This window comes from Vreelandella alkaliphila (assembly GCF_016107625.1).
Taxonomy (GTDB): Bacteria; Pseudomonadota; Gammaproteobacteria; order Pseudomonadales; family Halomonadaceae; genus Vreelandella; species Vreelandella alkaliphila.
Window position 1 is genome coordinate 212,893 of the sequence record NZ_JABASV010000004.1, and the last position, 21,838, is coordinate 234,730.

The window sequence follows — 21,838 nt, forward strand, 5'->3', positions numbered from 1 at the left end:
TCCTGTTGTTTCACTTGAAGTATCTCCGCCACCCAGGTAGCTATTGCCACCTTGGTGTTTCACGATTTTTTGCGCTGGATAAGCCCATGACACTGCTGTGGATAGCCTTACTGCCCCTGTTAGGCGTGCTGGTGCCGGCATTAAATGCCAAACGCGGCCGCACCCTGTGCTCGCTGGCGACAAGCATACTGCCCGCTGTTGCCCTGCTGCTGACACTGTTGCAGATCCCCGCCCTGTTAAAAGGCGAAGCACTGCGTTTTAACGCGGCATGGATGCCTGAGCTAGGCCTTGAGCTGGCATTTCGTTTAGATGGCTTGTCGTTGCTGTTTAATCTTTTGATTATTGGCATCGGTCTGCTGATTTTATTGTATGCACATTTTTACCTAGACAAAGATGAGCCATTCGGACGTTTTTATGCCTTTCTGATGCTGTTTATGGCATCGATGGTGGGCATTTCGATGTCTGACAACCTCATCTTACTCTGGTTATTCTGGGAACTAACCAGTCTTTCGTCATTTTTGCTGATTGGCTTTTGGTCGTATCGTAGTGATGCACGTAAAGGTGCCCGCATGGCGCTTACCGTTACCGGCGCTGGCGGCTTGGCCCTACTAGCGGGTCTCCTACTGCTGGGTAATATGGCCGGCAGCTATCGAATGGACGATGTACTTAGCAGCGGCGCTGCCATCGTCGCCGATCCTCGCTATCCGCTGATGCTTGGGCTGGTTCTACTCGGTGCATTTACCAAGTCAGCTCAGTTCCCTTTCCAGTTTTGGCTACCTCATGCCATGGCGGCCCCAACGCCAGTCTCAGCGTATCTGCACTCTGCCACTATGGTGAAAGCGGGTATTTTTCTGATGGCACGCTTACACCCTGCGATTGCTGGCAGCGAGCTTTGGAGCGTAGTGGTGCCACTCATAGGTACTATCACGCTACTCTACGGCGCTTGGTTTGCCCTGTTTAAGACTGACCTAAAAGGAATTCTGGCGTTCTCAACCGTCAGCCACCTAGGCTTGATCACCGTATTATTGGGTATTGGTAGCCCGATGGCGGTGTTAGCAGCCCTGTTTCATATTTTGAATCATGCGGCCTTCAAAGCGGCCCTGTTTATGAGTGCAGGAATTATCGACCATGAAACAGGCACCCGAGAACTCAAGCAATTAGGCGGTTTGAAAAAGGCGATGCCTGTTACAGCACTGCTGACCACATTGGCCGCTGCAGCTATGGCAGGTGTGCCGCTATTTAACGGATTCCTTTCCAAAGAGATGTTCTTTACCGAGACGTTAGCAACCCCGGTGCTAGGTGGGCTTAGCTGGCTACTCCCTGCGCTGGCAGCGTTAGGAGGCATTCTTTCTGTGGCCTATTCGGTGCGCTTAGTGCATGCGGTATTTTATAAACCTGCAACAGAAGCAACGCCTAAAGCGCCTCACGAACCTCCTCATTTGATGCGGTTACCAGTGGAAATCCTCGTAGCGCTTTGTGTCTTAGTCGGGCTTTTCCCCGCCTTTTTTGCCACTGACATTTTACAACTAGCGACCCAAGCCGTATTGGGCGAGCCACTTGATTTCCACTTGGCTATTTGGCACGGCATCAACTTGCCATTGATGATGAGTGGGCTGGCCTTTGTTGTAGGCATCACACTGTATTGGCGTCATGCGGATCTACGCCGTTTTGTGCAACCATTCCCCAGTATTGATGCGCGTCGCGTCTTTGAACGCTTTATCGTTACCCTTGGTTATCGTGCCGAACAACTCATCACAAAGCTTGAAGGCAACTCTCTTCAGCGCTATATGGGCTGGCTGCTTTTTGCGGCATTACTGATGGGTGTCATTGGCTTGGCAAGCATTGACGGATTAACTGGCTCGAAAGGCAATCAGCCAATTGATGGTATTGTTTTATTAGGTGCTGGCATGCTGATATTCGGGGGAGTAGCAACGGCGGCTACCCATCGATACCGGTTAATCTCACTACTGATGCTTTCGGTCGTAGGCTTATTCGTTGCCCTCACCTTTGCACGCTTTTCTGCCCCAGACTTAGCACTGACTCAGCTATCGGTAGAGGTTGTTACCATGATACTGCTGATGTTAGCGCTATTTTTCTTACCCCAAAAAACGCCGCGTGAATCGAGCCCTAAGCGCAACGTACGGGATATGTTACTGGCAGGCGCATTAGGCTTAGTGGTGGCTAGCCTTAACTATGCGGTGATGACACGTGAGACGCTGTCGATTTCTGAGTTCTTCGTTGAAAACAGTAAACCTGGTGGCGGCGGGTACAACGTCGTCAACGTCATATTGGTCGACTTCCGTGGTTTCGATACGCTTGGCGAGATTACGGTGCTGGCCATTGCTGGCCTAGCCATCTTTAAACTATTAAACCGACTACGGTTGTTTATCCCACATAGCGATGGCGAAGGTCGTGTTTGGTCGCCTGATCGCTACCCCGCCATTTTAACGTCGATTTCTATGACGTTACTGCCGCTGGCGCTGCTGGTTTCTGCGTTTATCTTCTTACGCGGCCATAACCAACCTGGCGGCGGATTTATCGCCGGCTTGATTACGGCTGTCGCGCTTATCTTGCTGTATATGGCACGCGGCGTTGAGTGGGCACAAGAGCGCCTAAACTTCCCCTTCCAGCCAGTGGCCGTGGTAGGCGTTGCCATTGCAACACTTACAGGGCTGGGTAGCTGGCTTTTGGGCTATCCGTTCCTGACGTCATCATTCGGTTATTTTACGCTACCACTGATTGGCACCTTTGAACTGGCTACCGCTCTGCTCTTTGATCTTGGCGTTTATCTAGCGGTTGTAGGTGCAACGCTGATGATTCTGGCCAACCTGGGTAAAGTCACCACGCCACACCGCCCCGTCACCGAACCCAAAGCAAGCGATGATTCGAGTACGCCTAATAACAAGGAGTCCCACTAATGGAAATGCTCTATGCCATTACAACGGGCATATTAACTGCGTGCGGACTCTATCTAACACTGCGCGGGCGTACGTTCCCCGTTGTGGTTGGTCTGACGCTGCTCTCCTACGCGGTCAACCTATTTTTGTTTTCCATGGGAGGCTTAACCACGGATGGCGCTGCTCTGGTAAATGAAGGCACGAACATTGCTGACCCGCTGCCCCAGGCACTGGTATTAACAGCGATCGTGATTGGTTTTGCGATGACCGCCTTTGTGGTCATCCTGGCCATGCGTGCACGCAGCGAAGTAGGTAACGACCATGTCGACGGCAAAAAGGAAGACCACGAATGATCCAGCATCTGATTGTTTTCCCCGTGGTGCTACCGTTAGTCGCGGGTATTTTGTTGCTTTATCAACGCCAGGGCTTAGTGCGCTATAAGCGCACCGTCAGCGTTGTCGCCTCGATACTTCTGCTATTCGTCTCAATAGCACTGGTCAACCAAGCGGCGAGTGGTGACATTACTTACTACGCTCTGGGCGACTGGCAGCCACCGTTCGGCGTGGTGCTAGTGTTGGATCGCTTGTCGGCATTGATGGTGTTAGTCACCTCTATTTTAGCGGTCGGCGCGGTCATTTTTGCCTGCGGCGGCGACGACGAAAAAGGCAGCAACTTCCACGGTCTATTTCAATGGCAATTGCTAGGCATTAACGGGGCCTTTTTAACCGGTGACCTGTTTAACCTCTTCGTATTTTTCGAAGTGTTACTCCTGGCCTCTTACGCATTACTGCTGCACGGTGGCGGTAAAGCACGTATCCAAGCCAGCGTTCACTATGTCGTGCTTAACTTAGCGGGCTCCTCACTGTTCCTGATCGCTGTGGGCATTTTATATGGTGCAACGGGCACGCTGAACATGGCTGATATGGCACACAAGCTGTCCAATCTACCCGCTGAGCGCGAAGGCTTAGTCACCGCAGGGGCATTGATGCTGCTGGTAGTTTTCGGTTTAAAAGCGGCTATTTTGCCTCTCTACTTTTGGCTCCCCCGCGCTTATGCAGCAGCTCCCGCGCCAGTGGCAGCGTTATTCGCCATTATGACAAAGGTGGGGATTTACGCGATTTTGCGCGTTTATTCGCTGATATTCAGCGATCAGGCAGGTGGTCTAGTCGCACTGGAACAGCCCTGGGTATGGTGGTTAGCGCTAGCAACGCTAGCCGCAGCGGGTGTTGGCGTTATCGCCGCACGTGATTTACGCCTACTGATAGCGTATCTGGTGCTTATTTCGGTAGGCACGCTACTGGCTGGCATTGGCATGCGTTCTCCTGCCGCGACATCAGCACTTCTCTATTATCTCATTCACACCACGCTGATTACCGGCGGACTTTTCCTGCTAGCGGAGATGATTGGCCTACAGCGGGGTAAACCCGGCACGCGTATCGTTAAAGGCCGACCATTGGTGCAAGGAAATGCACTAGCGCTTACCTTTTTTATCGGTGCCATTGCCGTGGCCGGGTTACCGCCACTATCCGGCGCGTTAGGGAAGGCACTCATGCTTAACGCCGCCGAAGGTGGTGAGCGCCTGTGGCTTTGGCCGCTATTACTATTAACGAGCCTTGCGTCGTTAATTGCCCTTTCTCGCGCAGGCTCTACGCTGTTTTGGCGCAGCCACCGTGGCAGCCCAAGCGGCAGCAACCTCTCTCGCTACCAATGGATTGGCATGCTGTGGCTACTTAGCGCGGCACCACTAATGGTCGCCTTTGCAGGGCCCGTGAGTAGCTATACCCAGGCCACGGGAGAGCAGTTGGCCAACCCGCAGCTGTTGATTAATTCGCTTCTGCCTGATGCTGGAGACGCTCAATGATTGCCCCCCGCGCTTGGCTCCCTACGCCGGTACTGTCACTGCTGCTGCTGTTGGTATGGCTATTACTTGTGCGTAGCTTTGCATTCGGTCAGATCGTGCTAAGCGGCGCGCTGGCCATCCTTATTCCGTTATTGACCCATCGCTTTTGGGACGCACGCCCCCGCATTGGTAAACCGCTTAAACTGTTGCGTTTTGCGTTTCGCGTACTAGGCGATATCGTCATCGCAAACTTCGAAGTTGCGTACTTAATTGCTAACCCCTGGCGTAAAGTCAAACCCCACTTTATTGAATACCCGCTGATGCTTGAAGAGCGTTTCACTATTACGCTTCTCGCAAGCACCATCAGCCTAACCCCAGGAACAGTTTCAGCGAATTTGAGAATGGATGGAAAATCGTTGCTCATTCATGCACTTGATGTAGACGACGAGGACGCCCTAATTGCCCAAATTCGCGAGCGCTATGAGCGCCCCCTTAAGGAGATTTACGAATGCTAAGCGCCGCACTCGTGATCACTTTAGCGCTGGTGGTAATGGCGCTACTGATGAATCTTTATCGCCTAACCATTGGCCCCGACCTGCCAGATCGCGTGCTGGCGCTCGACACTATGTATGTCAACTCGATTGCGCTGATCGTACTGCTGGGACTGTGGCTCAACAGCAAGACCTACTTCGAGTCTGCGCTGTTAATTGCCATGCTCGGTTTTATCAGCACGGTGGCCGTATGTAAGTACATTTTACGCGGGGATATTATCGAATGAACCCTGTAACGTCTCAGGAGATGCGCTAATGTCGTTTTTTGTCGAAGCGCTGATTTCACTACTGCTGGTAGCAGGCGGTATTTTCGTCTTTATCGGCTCACTGGGTCTCGCTCACCTAAGAGACTTCTACATGCGCCTCCATGGCCCTACCAAGGCCACCACACTCGGCATAGGCTGCATGCTTGTCGCCTCAATGGGTTACTTTTGGAGTATCGATGGCAAGCCTGACGTACAAGAACTGCTAATCACGCTGTTTTTATTCATTACCGCACCGGTTAGCGCTCACTTGCTCGCCAAAACGGGTCTTCACATGCAGCTCAAGCACGTAGATAAAACCCAGGGCAAACCGGTAGAACTCCGCTCAGAAGAAGTCGGTGAAAAACCTGTCCCGCACCCCGACAAGGGACATGGTTAAAAGGCAGGAACAGCCGTTCTTGATCGCTAAGCGCTGGCTGAAACGCCAGCGCTTTTTATATGTCAACGACGCGAGATAGTAGTGGGAAGCGACACTTTCCGGTAAGCTCCTTGCGTTTTGTTAGCCTGTTTTGAGGTAATTATATGTGGAGCCTGCTTAGATTGTCGGCACTGTCATTAACCACGTTGATGATAGCGGGTTGCTCAGACCCCAAAATAGACACAAGCTCAATGCCAGCCGCCGTAGTTTCGGTTGAGAAAGTGCGCGACTCACTCCCCGCCTACAAGCGCGATGAGTTTGATCAAGCATTAACGATCATTGCCATGTCATCGTTTAGCGGCATCGATTTACTCAATGCCCAACGTATGAATGCCGCCGAAATTGCCGAGTCAGCGAATGCCTACATGCATGGCCTAACGGGTGATGAGATTATAGAGCGCGCCGATAAAATGCTGCGCGAACGCCGTGCCCGCGAACGCGAGCAGGCGCTGCAAACGCTTGATCGTCTAGAAACCAAACAAGCGCGGGCCGAACACGATCAACAACAGCGCGCCCAGGTGAGCATTGAAAGTGCCGATTACTACATCAGTACCAGCCCGTATGGCGCATTCGAACCTGTCATTGATCTTCAGGTAACGAATGGTTCTGACCAAGAGGTATCAGAACTGTTTTTACATGGCGTATTGACCAGCCCAGGACGCGAAACAGCGTGGGTCGATGAAACGTTTTACTATGTTATTGCTGGCGGCCTAGCCCCCGGTGAAACCGCACAATGGAGTCTTGCCCCCAACCGCTTCGGCCCCTGGGGTAATGATCAGATTCCCCGCGATTCACAGCTAACCTTAACGCTACTGGGGATAAATAACGCGCAAGGTGAGCCACTTTGGAACTCACCATCGCTTAGCGAAAATGAGGTCGCTAAGCTAGAAGCCCTGCGTGCGGAGTATGGCGGTGTTAACGCTCATACTGCCAACTAGGGCTAAGGCGGTGCTAAGGCACCGCCTGTTCACTTGGTAGCGCTATCAGTCAGTCGATCAAATCTGCTTCCCGATAGCCAATTAAATACAGTACCGCATCAATTCCCAACGTTGAAATTGCTTGACGAGCTTGTGCGCGAACCATCGGCTTGGCGCGAAATGCAATACCAAGCCCCGCTTTTGCCAGCATTTTCAGATCGTTGGCACCATCACCAACGGCAATGGTCTGCTCTAAGGTAAAACCTTCACGTAACGCAATTTGCTCTAAAAGGTCGGCTTTGCGCTGCGCATCGACAATCGGTTCTTTCACATCGCCGGTCACTTTGCCATTTTCAATGACCAGCTCGTTGGCGTGGATTTCGTCAAAACCGAGCTTTTCCTGAAGATGGCGAGCAAAGTAAGTAAAGCCCCCAGACAGTATCACCGTGCGGTAACCAAAGCGCTTTAAGTTCGCCATTAGCCGCTCAACGCCGTCCATTAATGGCAGCTCGGCAGCAATCTCTTTTAAGACCGACTCGTCTAAACCGGCTAGTTTACTCATACGCTCGCGGAAGCTTTCTTGAAAATCCAGCTCGCCACGCATCGCTCGTTCGGTCACGTCGGCGACTTCATCTCCGACCCCATGGCGGCGAGCGAGCTCGTCAATCACCTCAGTCTTGATCAGCGTCGAGTCCATATCAAAACACACTAAACGACGATGCCGACGCCAGATAGTATCTTCTTGAATAGCAATATCGACACCATGCTGGGCACCTAGCGCGAGCGCCTTTTCGCGTAGGGCTTCTAGCTCTACATCACTGCCTCTGAGCCAACATTCAACGCAAGCCCCGTTAGCAGGCGAGTCACCTTCAAGCGCTTCGCGGCCTGAAAGACGGTGAATTAGCTCAACAGTGAGACCAAACTCTGCGGTCAGCGATCCTACTTCAGCTAATATGCCGGCAGGCAGCTTGGGGGCTAGCAGGCTTAAGATTAGTCTTGGTTGGCTGGCTTGCTCACTCCAGCGCTGATAGTCGTCACCACTCACTGCAATTGCCTGCACGTCTAAGCCTAGCGTATCTCCTGCTTCACTAAGAGCGGCTTCCAAAGCGCTGTCCTGATCAAGCCCCACCAACATTTCCAAAGAGAGCATGCCAAACGTCACGCTTTGATTAATATCCAACAGCCGGGCACGCCCAGCCGCCAACGCATTACCCAGGCCAGCTAACTGCCCTGGGCGTGCAACCCCGGTCGCACGAATCAAATAACGTGTTGCCATGACTTACTCCCCTGCCTCTAAACAATCTACTTTTTGGAAACCGCGAGGCAGTTTGCTGCCTCGCCTACCGCGTTCACCACGATAATACGCGAGATCGTCGGCTTTCAGGGTTAGCTTACGCTTACCGGCATGAATAATGAGTTCACCACCCTCTGCCACAACGGCAATATCGCGCACAAACTCTTCACGTCGAGCCGCACGCGGGCCGGGAATATCGAGCATTTTATTGCCTTTCCCTTTGGCCATTTCTGGCAGTTGGTCTAACGGAAACAGCAGCAGCCTGCCTTCATTGGAAACCGATGCAACCCAATGGCCTTCGCCTTCCGGCACTTCCACTGGGGCCATAACGCTGCACCCTTTAGGAACACTCAGTACCGCTTTACCGGCTTTATTTTTGCCTGTCAGCGCCTCGAGCTGCGCGACAAAACCATAACCACCATCACTGGCCAATACGTATCGTTTGGTGGGTGGCGCCAGCATTAGCCCTGCCATGCGCGCACCTGCCGATACGTTGACACGGCCGGTAACCGGTTCACCCTGGCCTCGGGCACTAGGCAGGTTATGTGCCGCTAGGGTATAAGCGCGGCCAGTGTCGTCTAGTAACACCAAGGGTTGATTGGTTTTACCACGAGCCGCCAGTTGGAAACTATCGCCGGCCTTATAGGAGAGCCCTTCCGGATCGATATCATGGCCTTTCGCCGCACGAATCCAGCCTTTTTCCGACAACACGACGGTAATCGGATCAGCGCCTAACAACTCTACTTCAGAGAGCGCTTTTGCTTCACTACGCTCAACCAGCGGCGAACGACGCGCATCACCATGCTCTTTACCCGCCGCGCGGATCTCTTTTTCAATTAACGTGGTTAGCTTAGCTTCACTACCCAGCAAGCCTCGCAGCGACTTGCGCTCTTTCTCCAGCTCATCCTGCTCGCCGCGAATTTTCATCTCTTCCAGCTTGGCAAGATGGCGCAATCGCAGCTCTAGGATCGCCTCTGCCTGCCGCTCAGAAAGACCAAACGCAGCGATCAATGCCGGCTTAGGCTCATCCTCTTCACGAATAATACGGATCACTTCATCAAGGTCGAGGTAAGCCGTCAGCAGGCCTTCAAGAATATGCAGACGGTCTTCGACTTTACCTAAACGATGCTCTAAGCGGCGGCGCACTGTCGCTCGCCTAAAGCGCAGCCACTCGCTCAGCATATCGGGTAGCGGCATCACACGGGGGCGGCCATCCAGGCCGATCACGTTCATGTTCACCCGCACATTCTTTTCTAAATCCGTGGTGGCGAACAGGTGCGCCATCAGCGATTCAACATCCACGCGGTTAGAGCGTGGCTCAATCACCAGGCGAGTAGGCTCTTCATGGGTGGACTCATCACGCAGGTCGGCTACCATCGGCAGCTTTTTGGCCTGCATTTGCGCGGCGATCTGCTCTAACACTTTGGCACCGCTGACCTGATAAGGCACAGCGGTAATCACGATGTTGGTCTCTTCGCGCACATAGCGAGCGCGCAGTTTGACCGAACCGCGGCCTGATTCGTAGAGCTTGCGCAGGTCTTCTTTCGGCGTGATGATTTCGGCATCGGTGGGGAAATCGGGTGCCGGTACAAATTCCATCAGGTCGACAGTGGTCGCTTCCGGGTTCCGCAACAGGTGACAGGTCGCCTCTACCACTTCAGTCACGTTGTGAGGTGGAATATCGGTTGCCATCCCAACCGCGATGCCGGTACCGCCGTTGAGTAGCACGTGCGGCAAACGCGCTGGAAGCACTACCGGCTCTTGCATCGTGCCATCGAAGTTGGGGGTCCAGTCCACGTTGCCCTGGCCTAACTCGCTGAGCAGCACTTCTGCAAACTTAGACAGCTTGGCTTCGGTGTAGCGCATGGCAGCAAAGGATTTGGGGTCATCAGGACTACCCCAGTTGCCTTGCCCATCCACCAGCGGATAGCGATAGCTAAACGACTGGGCCATTAGCACCATTGCTTCATAGCACGCGCTGTCGCCATGGGGGTGAAACTTACCCAGCACATCACCGACGGTACGCGCCGACTTTTTGTACTTGGCATTGGCGTGCAGCGCCAGTTCACGCATAGCGTAAATAATACGCCGCTGCACAGGTTTCATCCCATCGCCAATATTGGGCAAGGCGCGGTCTAAAATGACGTACATCGAGTAGTCGAGGTACGCTTTTTCGGTGTAATCGCGCAGGGACAGCCGTTCGACGTCACCCTCTGCTACTTGAATATCCATGTCGATCATATCCTACCTTAACAACAAAACCGCCCCAGTCGGGGCGGCTGATAAGCGGACACGCGGCCACTTAGCATGGCACGCTATGTTAATTGATACTTTTCATGCGATGCATTCGACAGTGCTGGAGCCTGGGATACCGCTTGCGCACCGCCGTGAAACTCGTCCAGCAAGCCTTTTAAGCGCTGGGCCTGTAACGACAGTTCATTAGCAGCCCCTGCGGCCTGGCTAACCAAGCCCGCATTCTGCTGGGTCACCGTATCCATCTGCGTTACCGCACTGTTAATCTCGTCAATGCCATTGGTTTGTTCGCTGGAAGCTTGGCTGATTTCGCTAATGCGTGCCGTTACTTCCTCAATGGCAACTACAATCTCTTTCATAGCGGACTCAGCTTCTTGAGCATAACCGCTGCCCGTCGCGATCTGCTCAGACGTGGTTTTGATCAGCCCATTAATATTTCTGGCCGATGCAGCACTGCGCGAGGCAAGCTCACGTACTTCACTGGCAACCACCGCAAAGCCTCTTCCGTGCTCACCCGCACGCGCTGCTTCTACCGAGGCATTCAGCGCTAATATATTGGTTTGAAAAGCAATATTTTCGATTACTTGAACAATTGAAGCGACTTCAACAGAGCTTTCGTTGATCGCTTCCATGGACTGCGCCAGCCTCGATACCTGTTGGCCGCCACGCTTTACTTTATCTGCTGATTCTTTTGCCCGTAGGTCGGCCTCTTGAGCGTTATCAGCGTTTCGTTTCACCGTAGCCGCCATCTCTTCCATCGTTGATGACGTTTCCTGAAGAGAAGCCGCCTGTTGTTCTGTTCGGCTAGAAAGCTCCGTATTGCCTGCCGCGATTTCAGTGGACTCGCTGGCGATGGCATCGGCCACGCTCCGCACATCACCAAATAGCCGCTGTAGCTTCTCCGAGTATCGATTAACAGCACGGCGCAGTTCGCCAATCTCATCCTCGCGATAGATGGTTAGCTCTCGACTCGAGTCATCCTGACCCAGCTGATCGATTTGGCGCGTAGTGCTGCGTATTTGCGCTAGCAAAATACGCCCACCCCACCACCCAAGCCCCAGTAAGAGTGCCAACAAGGGAACAATAAATAGCAGTAGATCACGTGTTAACGTGCGTGCCAAAGCCGTGACTTGCTCGCTAGGGGTTACCAACCCCAGCGTCCACCCCGTACGTGGCATGTCAAATAAGCGCACCTCTGCAGCTTCTGCTAACACGCCTGCGCTTTCGACACTCGCTTGTTCCTGGCCAGCAGTTATCGCCGTAACAACGGGCTGGAGCCAAGGCATATCACGAGCAACGTCAGCTAAACCTTTCATCTCATCAGAGGCTTGCTCTACCCCCGGCAGGTCAATGACATTGCGCTCATTATCCAGTACAAAGGCGTAACCGCCTGTACCACCGCCATTTTCTGCAAGAAACTCGGCCACGCCGCCTAGCTGCATATCAATGGTGGCGACTCCGGAAAAAGCGTCATCGATATAATACGGAACACTACAGGTCACCATGGCAACCCCTGTCGCTGGGTCGCGGTACGCGGCAGACCAAACGCACTGCCCTGGCGTCGCATCGCGAGCACTGCTATACCATGCTTCGTCGTGGTATGGCGCAATAGTGCTTGCGTTGTAGTCATCCAGAAACTCCAACGCTCCCTGAGCATTACGTGCCCAGAAAAAACTGAAGCGCTCGACACCCGGCGAAAATGCGTCTGGCTCAGGCCAAATACCGCCTCCGGCAATTGTCATATTGCCGTTATCATCGACCACATTGGGCAGTGCTTGCCGGTAAATCGCTTCATCTTGAGGAAGCGACTCGGCCAACGCCGCTAAGCTCGAGGTATTCCCCTCGACGCGAGCCAGCTGGCCATTCAGCGCATTCACGATAGAGCCGCCCGTACGCTCAATCAATGACTGACTTGCATCGATCACCAGCGGCTGACCACGCCATGCCATCACGCCGTAAATACTGACAGCCATTAGTAGTGTGAGCACCACTGCAGACAACGTTAACTGCCGAGAGATTGTGTTGAACAAAGCTATTCCCCTGTCTATGAGCGTTTTTTTACGCGTCTTAGTATGTAAGCTACCTATTCAACTATCGGCCAAATAGCATGGCACTGTAATAATGCCTGTTAACGTTTGCCTAGCAGATTGGGCTCCCCCCTCCGGTCTTTATAACTGGCTTTGCAACTGTTGCGAAAACAGTCGCAAAAACAGTCATTAAAACCAGACTGATGACGCTTCTATCTCTGTAACTACACCTCTACATCAGCGAGATTGCCGTAATCTTCTAGCCATTTTTTGCGGTCACCGGCGCGTTTCTTGGCCAGCAACATATCCATCATTTCCATCGTGCCATCGCCCTCTTCCAGCGTTAACTGCACTAGGCGACGAGTTTCTACCGACATAGTGGTCTCACGCAGCTGTAGCGGGCTCATTTCACCCAAGCCTTTAAAGCGCTGAACGTTAGGCGTGCCACGCTTTTTCGCCAGTTGCTTGAGAATGGCGGCTTTCTCGCTCTCATCCAGGGCATAGTGCACTTCTTTACCTAAGTCGATTCGGTAAAGCGGCGGCATGGCGACAAACACATGCCCGGCATCCACCAGGCTGGGGAAGTGTTTTACAAACAGCGCGCACAACAGCGTCGCAATGTGCAGGCCATCGGAGTCCGCATCCGCCAGGATACAAATTTTGTGGTAGCGCAGTTTTTCAAGATCTGCGCTGCCGGGGTCGGCACCAATCGCCACGGCGATATCGTGCACTTCCTGAGAGCCATAGATATCGTGGGTATCGACTTCCCAGGTGTTGAGGATTTTGCCGCGCAGCGGAAGAATGGCTTGAGTTTCACGGTTGCGCGCTTGTTTGGCGCTACCACCTGCCGAGTCACCTTCGACTAAAAACAGCTCACTCAGGGCAGGATCCTGGCCGGAACAGTCGGCGAGTTTGCCCGGCAACGCGGGACCAGAAGTCACCTTTTTACGGGCGACTTTTTTGGACTTTTTCTGGCGCTGTTGGGCGGCGCTGATCACCATTTCGGCCAGCTGTTCGGCCTGTTCAATGTGGTGGTTAAGCCAAAGCGAGAAAGCATCTTTCAACACCCCAGACACGAAGCCCGCAATCGTGCGTGAGGAGAGCCGCTCTTTGGTCTGCCCGGCAAACTGGGGATCAAGCATTTTAACCGAAAGCACAAAGGAGGCTCGCTCCCATAAATCATCGGCGGTCAGCTTAATGCCGCGGGGCAACAGGCTGCGGTATTCGCAGAACTCCCGCAGCGCTTCCAACAATCCTGAACGGAAGCCATTAACATGCGTGCCGCCCTGAGGCGTGGGAATCAGGTTCACGTAGCTTTCCAACAACGCGTCGCCACCTTCGGGCAACCACTGAATCGCCCAGTCAACGCCATGCTCGTCATCGCTAAAATGGCCTACAAAGGGTTCATTCGGCACCACTTCATAGCCATCGGTAGCTTCAGCTAGGTAGTCCTTTAAGCCATCGGCATAGGCCCATTCAGTTTTGGTGCCATCAGGCTCTATCAGCGTAACCGCCAGCCCAGGACACAGTACGGCCTTGGCACGTAACAAGTGCTTTAACTTTGAAAGGGCAAGCTTTGGGCTGTCAAAGTAGCTCTCATCTGGCCAGAAACGCACGAGAGTGCCCGTCGCTTTTTTCGCCGCTTTACCAATTTCGTGTAGCTCTTCGACTTTTTCGCCAAACTCAAAGGCCATGGCATGGCGCGCGCCATTACGAGTAACTTCAACATCTAAACGGCGCGATAAGGCATTAACCACCGACACGCCAACCCCATGCAAACCGCCCGAGAAGCGATAGCTGGAGGAGGAAAACTTGCCACCCGAGTGGAGCTTGGTAAAGATTAGCTCGACGCCCGACACGCCATGTTCAGGGTGCAAATCGATCGGCATGCCACGGCCGTTATCCTGCACTTCGATGGCACCATCGGAATGCAGCACCACGCTAATAGCCGATGCATGCCCTGCGAGGGCCTCATCGACACTATTATCGATAACCTCTTGAGCGAGGTGGTTAGGCCGCGAGGTGTCGGTGTACATACCGGGACGCTTACGCACCGGCTCGAGCCCTGACAGGACTTCGATGGAACTCGCGCCGTACTGGGAGGCATCAAACTGGGTCATGTAACATCGGTTCCTAAAAAAATAGCGCTAGCAGCCGCTCTTAAGTACTTGAAACAAAGCGTACTGAAACAAAACTCATTGAAACGAGTCTTTGGCGGCTTACAAAAGGGCACAGGATAGCGGAAAAGCAAAAAGCTGTATATCCAGCCATGAAAATCAGAATAGCGTGCTACTCCTGCTCTGCCGCCCAAAACGCCTCAATCAGGCCGCGGCTGGAAGCATCCATACGGGAAATATCACCGCCTCCATCAATGATCGCCTGGGTGTCAGTGGCAATTTTCTTACCTAGCTCAACGCCCCACTGATCAAACGGATTAATATCCCAAATAACCGCCTGTACAAACACTTTGTGCTCATACAGGGCGATCAGTGCCCCTAGCGTAAAGGGTGTTAGCTTATCCAACAGGACCGTTGTAGAGGGCTGGTTCCCACGGTAGCGCTTGTGCTCTGGGCGAGGGCCTTCATCCTCTAGAGCGTCATCCCCCAGCATCAGCACTCGTGACTGAGCAAAGCAGTTCGCCAGCGCTAGGCGGTGCTGTGCTTTTAAATGGCGACGTGTATCTGGGTCTTCCACTTCATCGTAGCGCTTCAGCGGTGCTATAAAATCGCATACGACCGGCTGGGTGCCCTGGTGAAGTAACTGATAAAAGGCGTGTTGAGCATTGGGACCAAGCTGCCCCCAAAGCACTGGGCACGTTGAATAATTCACCGCTTGGCCTTGGCGCGTCACCGACTTACCGTTGGACTCCATCTCAAGCTGTTCAAGATAGGCAGCAAAGTACTCTAAGCGTCCGTCGTAGGGCAGTATCGAATGGGCACGAATATCCAGGAAATTGACGTTCCAGATACCAGCTAACCCCAGCAGTACTGGCAGGTTTTCTTCCATCGGTGCATCACGGAAGTGGCAGTCCATTGCATGGGCACCCGCCAACAGTTCACGGAAGTTATCCATACCTACGACGAGCGCAATCGGGAGGCCGATGGTGCCCCACAAGGAGTAACGCCCGCCGACCCAGTCCCAGAACATCAGTTGGTGATCTGAGGAAATACCCCACTCACTCATCTTTTCAGGGCTCGCCGACACACCAATGAAGTGCTGGCGAACAATTAACTCTGCGCTTAATGGCGCGGCATTGGGAAGATCGCCATGCTCAGAAAGCTTTCCTAATAGCCAGTCTTTGGCCGTATTAGCATTGGAAAGCGTGTCGATAGTGGTAAACGACTTGGACGATAAAACAAACAAGGTTGTTTCAGGATTAAAGCGACTTAGATAATCCGCCAGCTGGGAGCCATCCATGGTCGACGCAAAGTGCACGTCCAATGGGTGCCCCTCTTTTGGGCGATAATCTGCCAGCGCATGGGTGACCATTAACGGGCCAAGATCCGAGCCGCCGACACCTAAATTCACCACATGCCGGATCGGCTTACCGGTTGCACCACGCCACTGCCCCGCCTGTAAGCGCTGCACCAAGCACTCCATTTGGGCAAGGCTGTCATGCACAGCGGCCACCACATCTTCCCCTTCTACTTCAAGCGTGGCATCAGCAGGTAACCGTAAAGCTGTATGTAGTGCGGGGCGATTTTCACTGACGTTGACACGCTTTCCGCTTAGCAGCGCATCAATCGCCCCAGGCATTCCCGCCTCATGCGCCAGCGCCAGCAAGTGTTCAAGGGTGTCATCATCCCAACGCTGTTTAGATAAATCCAAGGTTAAACCTGCCACTTGGCGCGTGAAGTTCAACCAGCGACTGTCATCATCACCAAACAAATTTTTTAAGTGTACCTGTTGTAGCGTGTCAGCATGATGCTTCAACGTCTGCCATGCGGGTAGTGTATCGGGGGTTGTGCGTGTTGCTGAAGCCATATGCCTTCTCCTGTGGCGCCATTCCATGCAGCAGGAATCTGTTATAAACAGGTCTGTTCTGGTGTATCAAGGGCGCGTAAACTACGCAGCCTCATTAATAATCCTGGCTTGCCCATGAGTGATGCATCTTACCGCGACGCTATCTTTTCAACACCCTTAGATAAGGTGGCAAGGTTCTCCTTCGACGAACAGGTCGTTGCGTGCTTCCCTGATATGATCCGCCGTTCAGTGCCCGGTTACGGGCAAATCCTCGGCATGTTGAGCTTAATTGCCCAACGCCATTTGCGCCATGGCGCTCACGTTTACGACCTAGGTTGCTCGCTGGGCGCATCCGGCCTGGCACTGGCGGGTGCACTTCCCGCCGATGCCTTTCGCTATACCGGTGTGGATCTTTCACCCGCCATGGTGGCTAGGGCCAAGCAAACCTTTTCAGAAGAGTGCCCAGACCATGCCATGCAGATCGAGGAGGCCGACATACGCACGCTTGAGTATGCACCTTCCGGCATGATCATTCTTAATTTTACGCTGCAGTTTCTGCCCCCTGCCGATCGCGATGCGCTGCTGAAGCGGCTTTACGATGCCCTTGAACCGGGCGGCGTACTGATTTTATCGGAGAAAACCATCGATGCCGATGAGCGGGATAACGCATGGCGAGTCGAGCGCTACCATGACTTCAAGCGTGCCAATGGCTACAGCGATATGGAAATCAGCCAAAAACGCACAGCGCTGGAAAACGTGCTGATTCCCGACACGCTTGATGCCTTACATGGCCGCTTAGCCCTAGCGGGCTTTCCTCGCTCAATGACTTGGTTCCAGTACTTGAACTTTACCTCGCTGATCGCCTTCAAGGAGGATTAAGGTGCCGCTGTTACCCGATGATCATCGCGCGCTTTATCAGGCATTTTTAGATCAAGCCAGTCAGGATGCCACACTGACACCCTGGCTTGCCAAGCTGCCTGAACAGCTGGCCAATGGGCTAGATCGCCAGCGCCATGGCGACCTGTCCGCCTGGGAGAAGGCAGTTGCCAAACTACCTGCTCTACCCGAAGAGCGCCACGTCGATCTTACCAGCGATACAGTGAGCGTTGATGTCGCTTTGAGTGATAGCCAAAAGCGCCAGTGTTTTAACCTGCTGCGCAAACTGTCGCCCTGGCGCAAAGGCCCCTTTCGGTTGGGTGGCATTGATATCGACACCGAATGGCGCTCCGACTGGAAATGGCAAAGAGTTGCCCCGCATCTTGCGCCGCTAAAGTACCGTAAGGTATTGGATGTTGGCGGTGGCAGCGGCTACCACGCTTGGCGCATGGCCGGAGAAGGCGCAGCCTTTGTGCTTGTGATTGATCCTTCACCACGCTTTTATTGGCAGTTTCAGGCGGTGCGCCACTTCGTTGGCAATGCCGACGGCGGCCGCACGCAGTTTCTACCGGTAGGCATTGAAGATGTGCCGGAAAAGCTGGGATTTTTCGATACGGTATTTTCCATGGGCGTGCTCTACCACCGTCCTTCGCCACTTGAGCATCTGCAGCAACTAAAAGAGGCGTTAGCCCCTGGCGGTGAACTGGTGCTAGAAACACTAGTGGTGGAAGGCGATGAGCAAAGCGTGTTTGTACCCGGCGAACGCTACGCCGCGATGCCTAATGTTTACTTCCTGCCCTCTTCAAAAGCGCTATGCCACTGGCTAGAACGGTGCGGTTTTACCAATGTGCGAGTGGTCGACGAAGCGCTAACAACACTTGACGAGCAGCGCTCAACCGAGTGGATGACCTATCAATCGCTAGCGGATTTCCTCGACCCCAGCGACCCAACCCGCACCATTGAAGGCTACCCCGCCCCACGTCGAGCGGTGATTATCGCCAACCGAAACTAATACGAATACGTTATGTCGTATTTTCAGCAGTATAGGCCTTAATGAAACAGTTCTTAATTACACAGCCAGTCATCACCTAGTTCATAATGACGTGCTCACTAATAGAACATCGAGGAGTAAAGATGGGTTTTTTAGCATGGATTCTATTCGGTCTTATCGCCGGTGTTATTGCAAAAGTGATTATGCCTGGTAAAGATCCAGGTGGCCTTATCGTTACCATTCTTCTCGGTATTGCTGGCGCCTTTGTCGGTGGCTGGATTGGCTCACTGGTTGGGCTTGGCACCATGGGTGACTTTAGCTTTGGAAGTTTTGTGACCGCTATTGTAGGTGCTTTGGTATTGTTGGCTGGTTACCGGATGATTAAGAAGTAATTTGTCTGCATCCAACGCATAACGCTGAAAAGCCGCTCTAATGTTGAGCGGCTTTTTTGTTACTCATCGTGGCTTCCCAAGCTCTAGCCAATCTCAACGCCGCAAAATCACCAGCCAGCGGCCAAGGTTCATCACGCTGGCTAACGAAGCAGCAACGTAGGTGAACGCGCAGGCGGTAAGCACATGGCGAGCGCCGGGCATGTCATAGGGCGGCACGTACTCTTTAAGCAGTGGCAGTGCACGGTTAAAGCTGGCATCGAACTCAACGGGCAGCGTCACTAGATGCACCAGCGCGGCGGTGCCAAAACTAATAACGGCCATGGCGATAACCGCTGCCAGCCCACCGGGCAGTCTTGTGAGCACAAACAGAAACGGTGCGGCCATCATTAAAATAGCGCCCAGCTTTTCTGCCTTTTGCGCTACTTGAACCAAACGACTTCGGGCTAGCAAAGGCGCGTAGCCTTCATGGTGTTGAATAGCGTGCCCGACCTCGTGGGCAGCTACGGTCACCGCCGTCAGTGAACGGCCATCATAGTGGTCCGGGGTGAGACGTACGCAGCGCGATTCCGGGTCGTAATGATCGCCAAACTCGGTACGCTCTACCCTCACGCCTTCTACACCTAAACGACGTAGCAGATGCTCGGCAAGCTCCGCGCCGGTACCCGGATAGTCATCCCGTCCACGGGTGTGGCGTTTCAACACCCATTTTGCCCATAGGTTAGGCAGAACAAAAATGGCCAGCGCCAATACGATTAACACAATGACCATGATCACACTCACCGCTGATTAAGAGCCTAAATTAACGACCCGCTAACCCGTGTTTAGTTTTACCATGAGCACAAAATAGGCGCACTCACCTGCAACTATTCAGGGTCATGGTGATGCGCGTCTACATCCCGCTGCACAGCCTGCAGCCCTCTGGCAGAAATATCGCCTTTAGAGTAGGCATGTTCGGCGATCAAAATACTGTCAGCAGCGAGTACTAATTCACAATCAGTATGGGCAAGTTCATCCCGTAAACGCTGAATCGCCTCTTCCCGTTGAGGATCCTTATCAACCCGACGAATATAGATCGCTTTGATTCGCGTCGGATATGCCTTCACCACCTCGGTATAAACCTCTGGGTCGTGCTGGCCGCTGTCACCAATCAAAATACAGGGCATATCGTGATAGAGCGCTAACATGCGGTCGATCAAATCACGCTTGTGCGCTTCGGCCCGCCGAGGCCACGGGCGGCGCAGAGAAATCCCCCACTCGCGTAGAAACAGAATGGGCCCGACGGGTATGCGATTGAGTTGAAAGAAGGTTTCCAACATCTCATAGATTGCCCAAGGCCCTCTGGAAACATACAAAATAGGCCGTTCAGCTTTCTCAGTTTCCCCTCGATACAGCGCCTGATAAAGCGATGCCACCCCAGGAAAAGCCGTGCGTCGATGCGGCTTACGGACAAACAAGCGATACAGCATTTTGAGCTTTTCAGCGACACCAGTGAACATGACGGTGTCGTCAATATCACTGATCACCAACAGGTCTGCTTCGGGAGGCGGCACGTAAACTTCGACGCTGGTCCGGATTGGCGGGTGGCCGTCAGCATGAACCATGATATCGGCACGATGCCAGGAAACATCAACCGGTAACGCAGTACTGATCGGCAAGTGAGCGTCAAAGTAACCGTCGCGGTCAGTCGTTAGACACAGCTGATTATCGCCAATGCGTATATCCACTTTGGCATTAGCGAGGCCGCGGCGAAAGATACGTCGAGCAACATCTGCAGTGTCTCGCAACATACCTCGCCGAGGTATCGCCCTACCTAATGCGGCCTGACGAAACACGCGCCCCATCACAAACACCTCTTGCTGGGAACCATAACCACGGTAGGGGTGCACCATCATCCCCCCATGACCGCTGTCGCGCTTCATCGGCTGTGCCACCACGTGAGCCAACCGCTTGGCAAAGCTTGCCCACTGGTGGTACCACGCCATTATTGGCACCCACACGAAAAACACTCAGCCACGTCATCGGCAACCGCTATATTTTGCGTCATTCCCAACATTGTTCACTTCCTGTGATGGCTCTGTTAAATAGCTAAACGGTCACCAGTGTGGCGTAATGGCGGGTGTCCCTCAACCGCCAAAAGCCATATTGCTAAGCGTTGTACAACACTTCTCCCAAGCCGCTCACGTCATAGCCTTGCAAAGCCCCCGCCCGCTGGATAAAACGCTCCTGGCGAGTAAATGAGATAAGCGCCTGAACCGCTGGTTCGAAGTAACTTCGGCGGTGCATCACCAAGTCAAATGATTCTTCAATTAGCGGTATAAAGTGTAGGTGTTGACGGTGGGCTGCTGCTTCGACCCCAAGTCCAACGTCCGCTTCACCTTGAGCAATGGAAAGGGCCAGATCATCTTCGCTCAACGAAACGTTAGCTGCCAAATTTAGTGTATTCGGTTCAATCGCTGACCGCTGTAGCAGGCAACGCAGCAATTGAGCCGCACCTGCATCAGGCTGACGGTGGGCAAGCGTAGCCTTCTGCCGAGAAATATCATTAAGCGTTTGAATGCCCAGTGGATTTCCTGGTGCCACTAGCAACCCTTGCTGACGCTTCGCCCAATGCAGCACGATTAAGTCCCGCACCCCCCCCAGCCCTAGTGCCGCTGGCTCGTTATAGCGCCCGGATTCAAAGTTGAGTAAGTGAATACCCGCCAGCATCGCTTTTCCTTCCATCAAACGGCGCAGGCCATCGCCACTGCCGTGGCACAGTGAAGCCAAATCACTACCGCTTTCGCGAACCGCCCACTCCAACAGTGGATCTTGGCTACCCGCCACTATCAACGGCAGCGGCGAACGCAGCGCTTGGTCACCTTCTAAATGGCTAAGCACCCACATATCGATATGCTGACGAGGAAAGAGCAATTTTCCGGTAGCGCGGCTGCAAGGTATCTGCCCCTGGCGCACCAAGTCATACACCTTTCGCTCTTTTAAGCGCAGGTAGTCGGCCACCTCTGCCGTGGTGAGGAATTCCCTTAACATGCTCATGCGCCTCGCACTTTACTGCATATAGCTGCATATATTTCAGGCTAAAGTGCATTACATCAAGTTTGCGTACATTATGCTAGCTGATGCACCTAAGGTGATTGAACTCACATGATGTCGGTTGTT

At 53.3% G+C, this 21,838-nt stretch carries 18 protein-coding genes; 10 read left to right on the forward strand and 8 right to left on the reverse strand.

The window, feature by feature from the left end:
- Window positions 1–86: 86 nt before the first annotated feature.
- From JFC11_RS08085 to JFC11_RS08115, 7 genes are all read left to right on the forward strand, one after another.
- Window positions 87–2,918: a monovalent cation/H+ antiporter subunit A gene (locus tag JFC11_RS08085; RefSeq protein WP_198349147.1), complete on the forward strand. Its 2,832-nt coding sequence runs from the start codon at window positions 87–89 to the stop codon at window positions 2,916–2,918.
- Window positions 2,918–3,250, forward strand: a complete 333-nt coding sequence (locus tag JFC11_RS08090) for a Na+/H+ antiporter subunit C (protein WP_038485658.1) — start codon at window positions 2,918–2,920, stop codon at window positions 3,248–3,250. The genes JFC11_RS08085 and JFC11_RS08090 overlap by 1 nt, the downstream gene beginning before the upstream one ends.
- A complete protein-coding gene (locus tag JFC11_RS08095; protein WP_198349148.1) occupies window positions 3,247–4,758 on the forward strand; it encodes a monovalent cation/H+ antiporter subunit D in 1,512 nt (503 codons plus the stop codon). The genes JFC11_RS08090 and JFC11_RS08095 overlap by 4 nt, the downstream gene beginning before the upstream one ends.
- A complete protein-coding gene (locus tag JFC11_RS08100; protein ID WP_198349149.1) occupies window positions 4,755–5,252 on the forward strand; it encodes a Na+/H+ antiporter subunit E in 498 nt (165 codons plus the stop codon). Before JFC11_RS08095 ends, JFC11_RS08100 begins: the two co-directional genes overlap by 4 nt.
- Entirely contained in the window at window positions 5,246–5,515 is a 270-nt protein-coding gene (locus JFC11_RS08105; RefSeq protein ID WP_038485667.1) for a K+/H+ antiporter subunit F, read from the forward strand. The genes JFC11_RS08100 and JFC11_RS08105 overlap by 7 nt, the downstream gene beginning before the upstream one ends.
- A 28-nt stretch (window positions 5,516–5,543) precedes the next feature.
- Window positions 5,544–5,930: a Na+/H+ antiporter subunit G gene (locus JFC11_RS08110; protein WP_038485670.1), complete on the forward strand. Its 387-nt coding sequence runs from the start codon at window positions 5,544–5,546 to the stop codon at window positions 5,928–5,930.
- A gap of 143 nt (window positions 5,931–6,073) precedes the next feature.
- Window positions 6,074–6,907, forward strand: a complete 834-nt coding sequence (locus tag JFC11_RS08115) for a DUF6694 family lipoprotein (RefSeq protein ID WP_319618642.1) — start codon at window positions 6,074–6,076, stop codon at window positions 6,905–6,907.
- A 49-nt stretch (window positions 6,908–6,956) separates the two neighbouring features.
- Here the strand turns inward: JFC11_RS08115 and serB are convergent, their stop codons facing one another.
- The 5 genes from serB to pgi form a co-directional block, all read right to left on the reverse strand.
- Window positions 6,957–8,162, reverse strand: a complete 1,206-nt coding sequence (serB, locus tag JFC11_RS08120; RefSeq protein ID WP_038485677.1) for a phosphoserine phosphatase SerB — start codon at window positions 8,160–8,162, stop codon at window positions 6,957–6,959.
- A 3-nt stretch (window positions 8,163–8,165) separates the two neighbouring features.
- Window positions 8,166–10,421, reverse strand: coding sequence for a DNA topoisomerase IV subunit A (parC, locus tag JFC11_RS08125; RefSeq protein WP_232482824.1), 2,256 nt, complete (start codon window positions 10,419–10,421; stop codon window positions 8,166–8,168).
- Window positions 10,422–10,495: 74 nt separating this feature from the next.
- On the reverse strand, window positions 10,496–12,463 hold the full coding sequence (locus JFC11_RS08130; protein ID WP_120386745.1) for a methyl-accepting chemotaxis protein: 1,968 nt from the start codon (window positions 12,461–12,463) through the stop codon (window positions 10,496–10,498).
- A 221-nt stretch (window positions 12,464–12,684) separates the two neighbouring features.
- On the reverse strand, window positions 12,685–14,580 hold the full coding sequence (gene parE, locus JFC11_RS08135; protein ID WP_198349150.1) for a DNA topoisomerase IV subunit B: 1,896 nt from the start codon (window positions 14,578–14,580) through the stop codon (window positions 12,685–12,687).
- Window positions 14,581–14,749: 169 nt separating this feature from the next.
- Window positions 14,750–16,444 carry a glucose-6-phosphate isomerase gene (gene pgi, locus JFC11_RS08140; RefSeq protein WP_038485689.1) on the reverse strand — a complete coding sequence of 565 codons (1,695 nt, stop codon included), beginning with the start codon at window positions 16,442–16,444 and terminating at the stop codon, window positions 14,750–14,752.
- A gap of 114 nt (window positions 16,445–16,558) precedes the next feature.
- Here pgi and cmoA point away from each other — a divergent pair, with 114 nt between their 5' ends.
- From cmoA to JFC11_RS08155, 3 genes are all read left to right on the forward strand, one after another.
- The gene (cmoA, locus tag JFC11_RS08145) at window positions 16,559–17,302 is read left to right on the forward strand and encodes a carboxy-S-adenosyl-L-methionine synthase CmoA (RefSeq protein ID WP_038485692.1); all 744 of its coding nucleotides are present in this window, start codon (window positions 16,559–16,561) and stop codon (window positions 17,300–17,302) included.
- A 1-nt stretch (window position 17,303) separates the two neighbouring features.
- The gene (cmoB, locus tag JFC11_RS08150) at window positions 17,304–18,311 is read left to right on the forward strand and encodes a tRNA 5-methoxyuridine(34)/uridine 5-oxyacetic acid(34) synthase CmoB (protein WP_198349151.1); all 1,008 of its coding nucleotides are present in this window, start codon (window positions 17,304–17,306) and stop codon (window positions 18,309–18,311) included.
- Between the two features lie 122 nt (window positions 18,312–18,433).
- A complete protein-coding gene (locus JFC11_RS08155) occupies window positions 18,434–18,682 on the forward strand; it encodes a GlsB/YeaQ/YmgE family stress response membrane protein (RefSeq protein WP_038485698.1) in 249 nt (82 codons plus the stop codon).
- A 93-nt stretch (window positions 18,683–18,775) separates the two neighbouring features.
- On the opposite strand, the gene JFC11_RS08160 is transcribed toward JFC11_RS08155, so the two are convergent.
- The 3 genes from JFC11_RS08160 to JFC11_RS08170 form a co-directional block, all read right to left on the reverse strand.
- Window positions 18,776–19,450 carry a zinc metallopeptidase gene (locus JFC11_RS08160; RefSeq protein ID WP_193061248.1) on the reverse strand — a complete coding sequence of 225 codons (675 nt, stop codon included), beginning with the start codon at window positions 19,448–19,450 and terminating at the stop codon, window positions 18,776–18,778.
- A 95-nt stretch (window positions 19,451–19,545) separates the two neighbouring features.
- Window positions 19,546–20,664, reverse strand: coding sequence for an App1 family protein (locus tag JFC11_RS08165; RefSeq protein ID WP_038485704.1), 1,119 nt, complete (start codon window positions 20,662–20,664; stop codon window positions 19,546–19,548).
- A gap of 163 nt (window positions 20,665–20,827) precedes the next feature.
- Window positions 20,828–21,715, reverse strand: coding sequence for a helix-turn-helix transcriptional regulator (locus tag JFC11_RS08170; RefSeq protein WP_232482825.1), 888 nt, complete (start codon window positions 21,713–21,715; stop codon window positions 20,828–20,830).
- Window positions 21,716–21,838: the final 123 nt, after the last annotated feature.

Excerpts from the sequence above, each read along its gene's own strand:
- JFC11_RS08085 (WP_198349147.1), top strand. The coding sequence starts at position 87 with ATGACACTGCTGTGGATAGCCTTACTGCCCCTGTTAGGCGTGCTGGTG.
- JFC11_RS08090 (WP_038485658.1), top strand. The coding sequence starts at position 2,918 with ATGGAAATGCTCTATGCCATTACAACGGGCATATTAACTGCGTGCGGA.
- JFC11_RS08095 (WP_198349148.1), top strand. The coding sequence starts at position 3,247 with ATGATCCAGCATCTGATTGTTTTCCCCGTGGTGCTACCGTTAGTCGCG.
- JFC11_RS08100 (WP_198349149.1), top strand. The coding sequence starts at position 4,755 with ATGATTGCCCCCCGCGCTTGGCTCCCTACGCCGGTACTGTCACTGCTG.
- JFC11_RS08105 (WP_038485667.1), top strand. The coding sequence starts at position 5,246 with ATGCTAAGCGCCGCACTCGTGATCACTTTAGCGCTGGTGGTAATGGCG.
- JFC11_RS08110 (WP_038485670.1), top strand. The coding sequence starts at position 5,544 with ATGTCGTTTTTTGTCGAAGCGCTGATTTCACTACTGCTGGTAGCAGGC.
- JFC11_RS08115 (WP_319618642.1), top strand. The coding sequence starts at position 6,074 with ATGTGGAGCCTGCTTAGATTGTCGGCACTGTCATTAACCACGTTGATG.
- serB (WP_038485677.1), bottom strand. The coding sequence starts at position 8,162 with ATGGCAACACGTTATTTGATTCGTGCGACCGGGGTTGCACGCCCAGGG.
- parC (WP_232482824.1), bottom strand. The coding sequence starts at position 10,421 with ATGATCGACATGGATATTCAAGTAGCAGAGGGTGACGTCGAACGGCTG.
- parE (WP_198349150.1), bottom strand. The coding sequence starts at position 14,580 with ATGACCCAGTTTGATGCCTCCCAGTACGGCGCGAGTTCCATCGAAGTC.
- pgi (WP_038485689.1), bottom strand. The coding sequence starts at position 16,444 with ATGGCTTCAGCAACACGCACAACCCCCGATACACTACCCGCATGGCAG.
- cmoA (WP_038485692.1), top strand. The coding sequence starts at position 16,559 with ATGAGTGATGCATCTTACCGCGACGCTATCTTTTCAACACCCTTAGAT.
- JFC11_RS08155 (WP_038485698.1), top strand. The coding sequence starts at position 18,434 with ATGGGTTTTTTAGCATGGATTCTATTCGGTCTTATCGCCGGTGTTATT.
- JFC11_RS08160 (WP_193061248.1), bottom strand. The coding sequence starts at position 19,450 with ATGGTCATTGTGTTAATCGTATTGGCGCTGGCCATTTTTGTTCTGCCT.
- JFC11_RS08165 (WP_038485704.1), bottom strand. The coding sequence starts at position 20,664 with ATGGCGTGGTACCACCAGTGGGCAAGCTTTGCCAAGCGGTTGGCTCAC.
- JFC11_RS08170 (WP_232482825.1), bottom strand. The coding sequence starts at position 21,715 with ATGAGCATGTTAAGGGAATTCCTCACCACGGCAGAGGTGGCCGACTAC.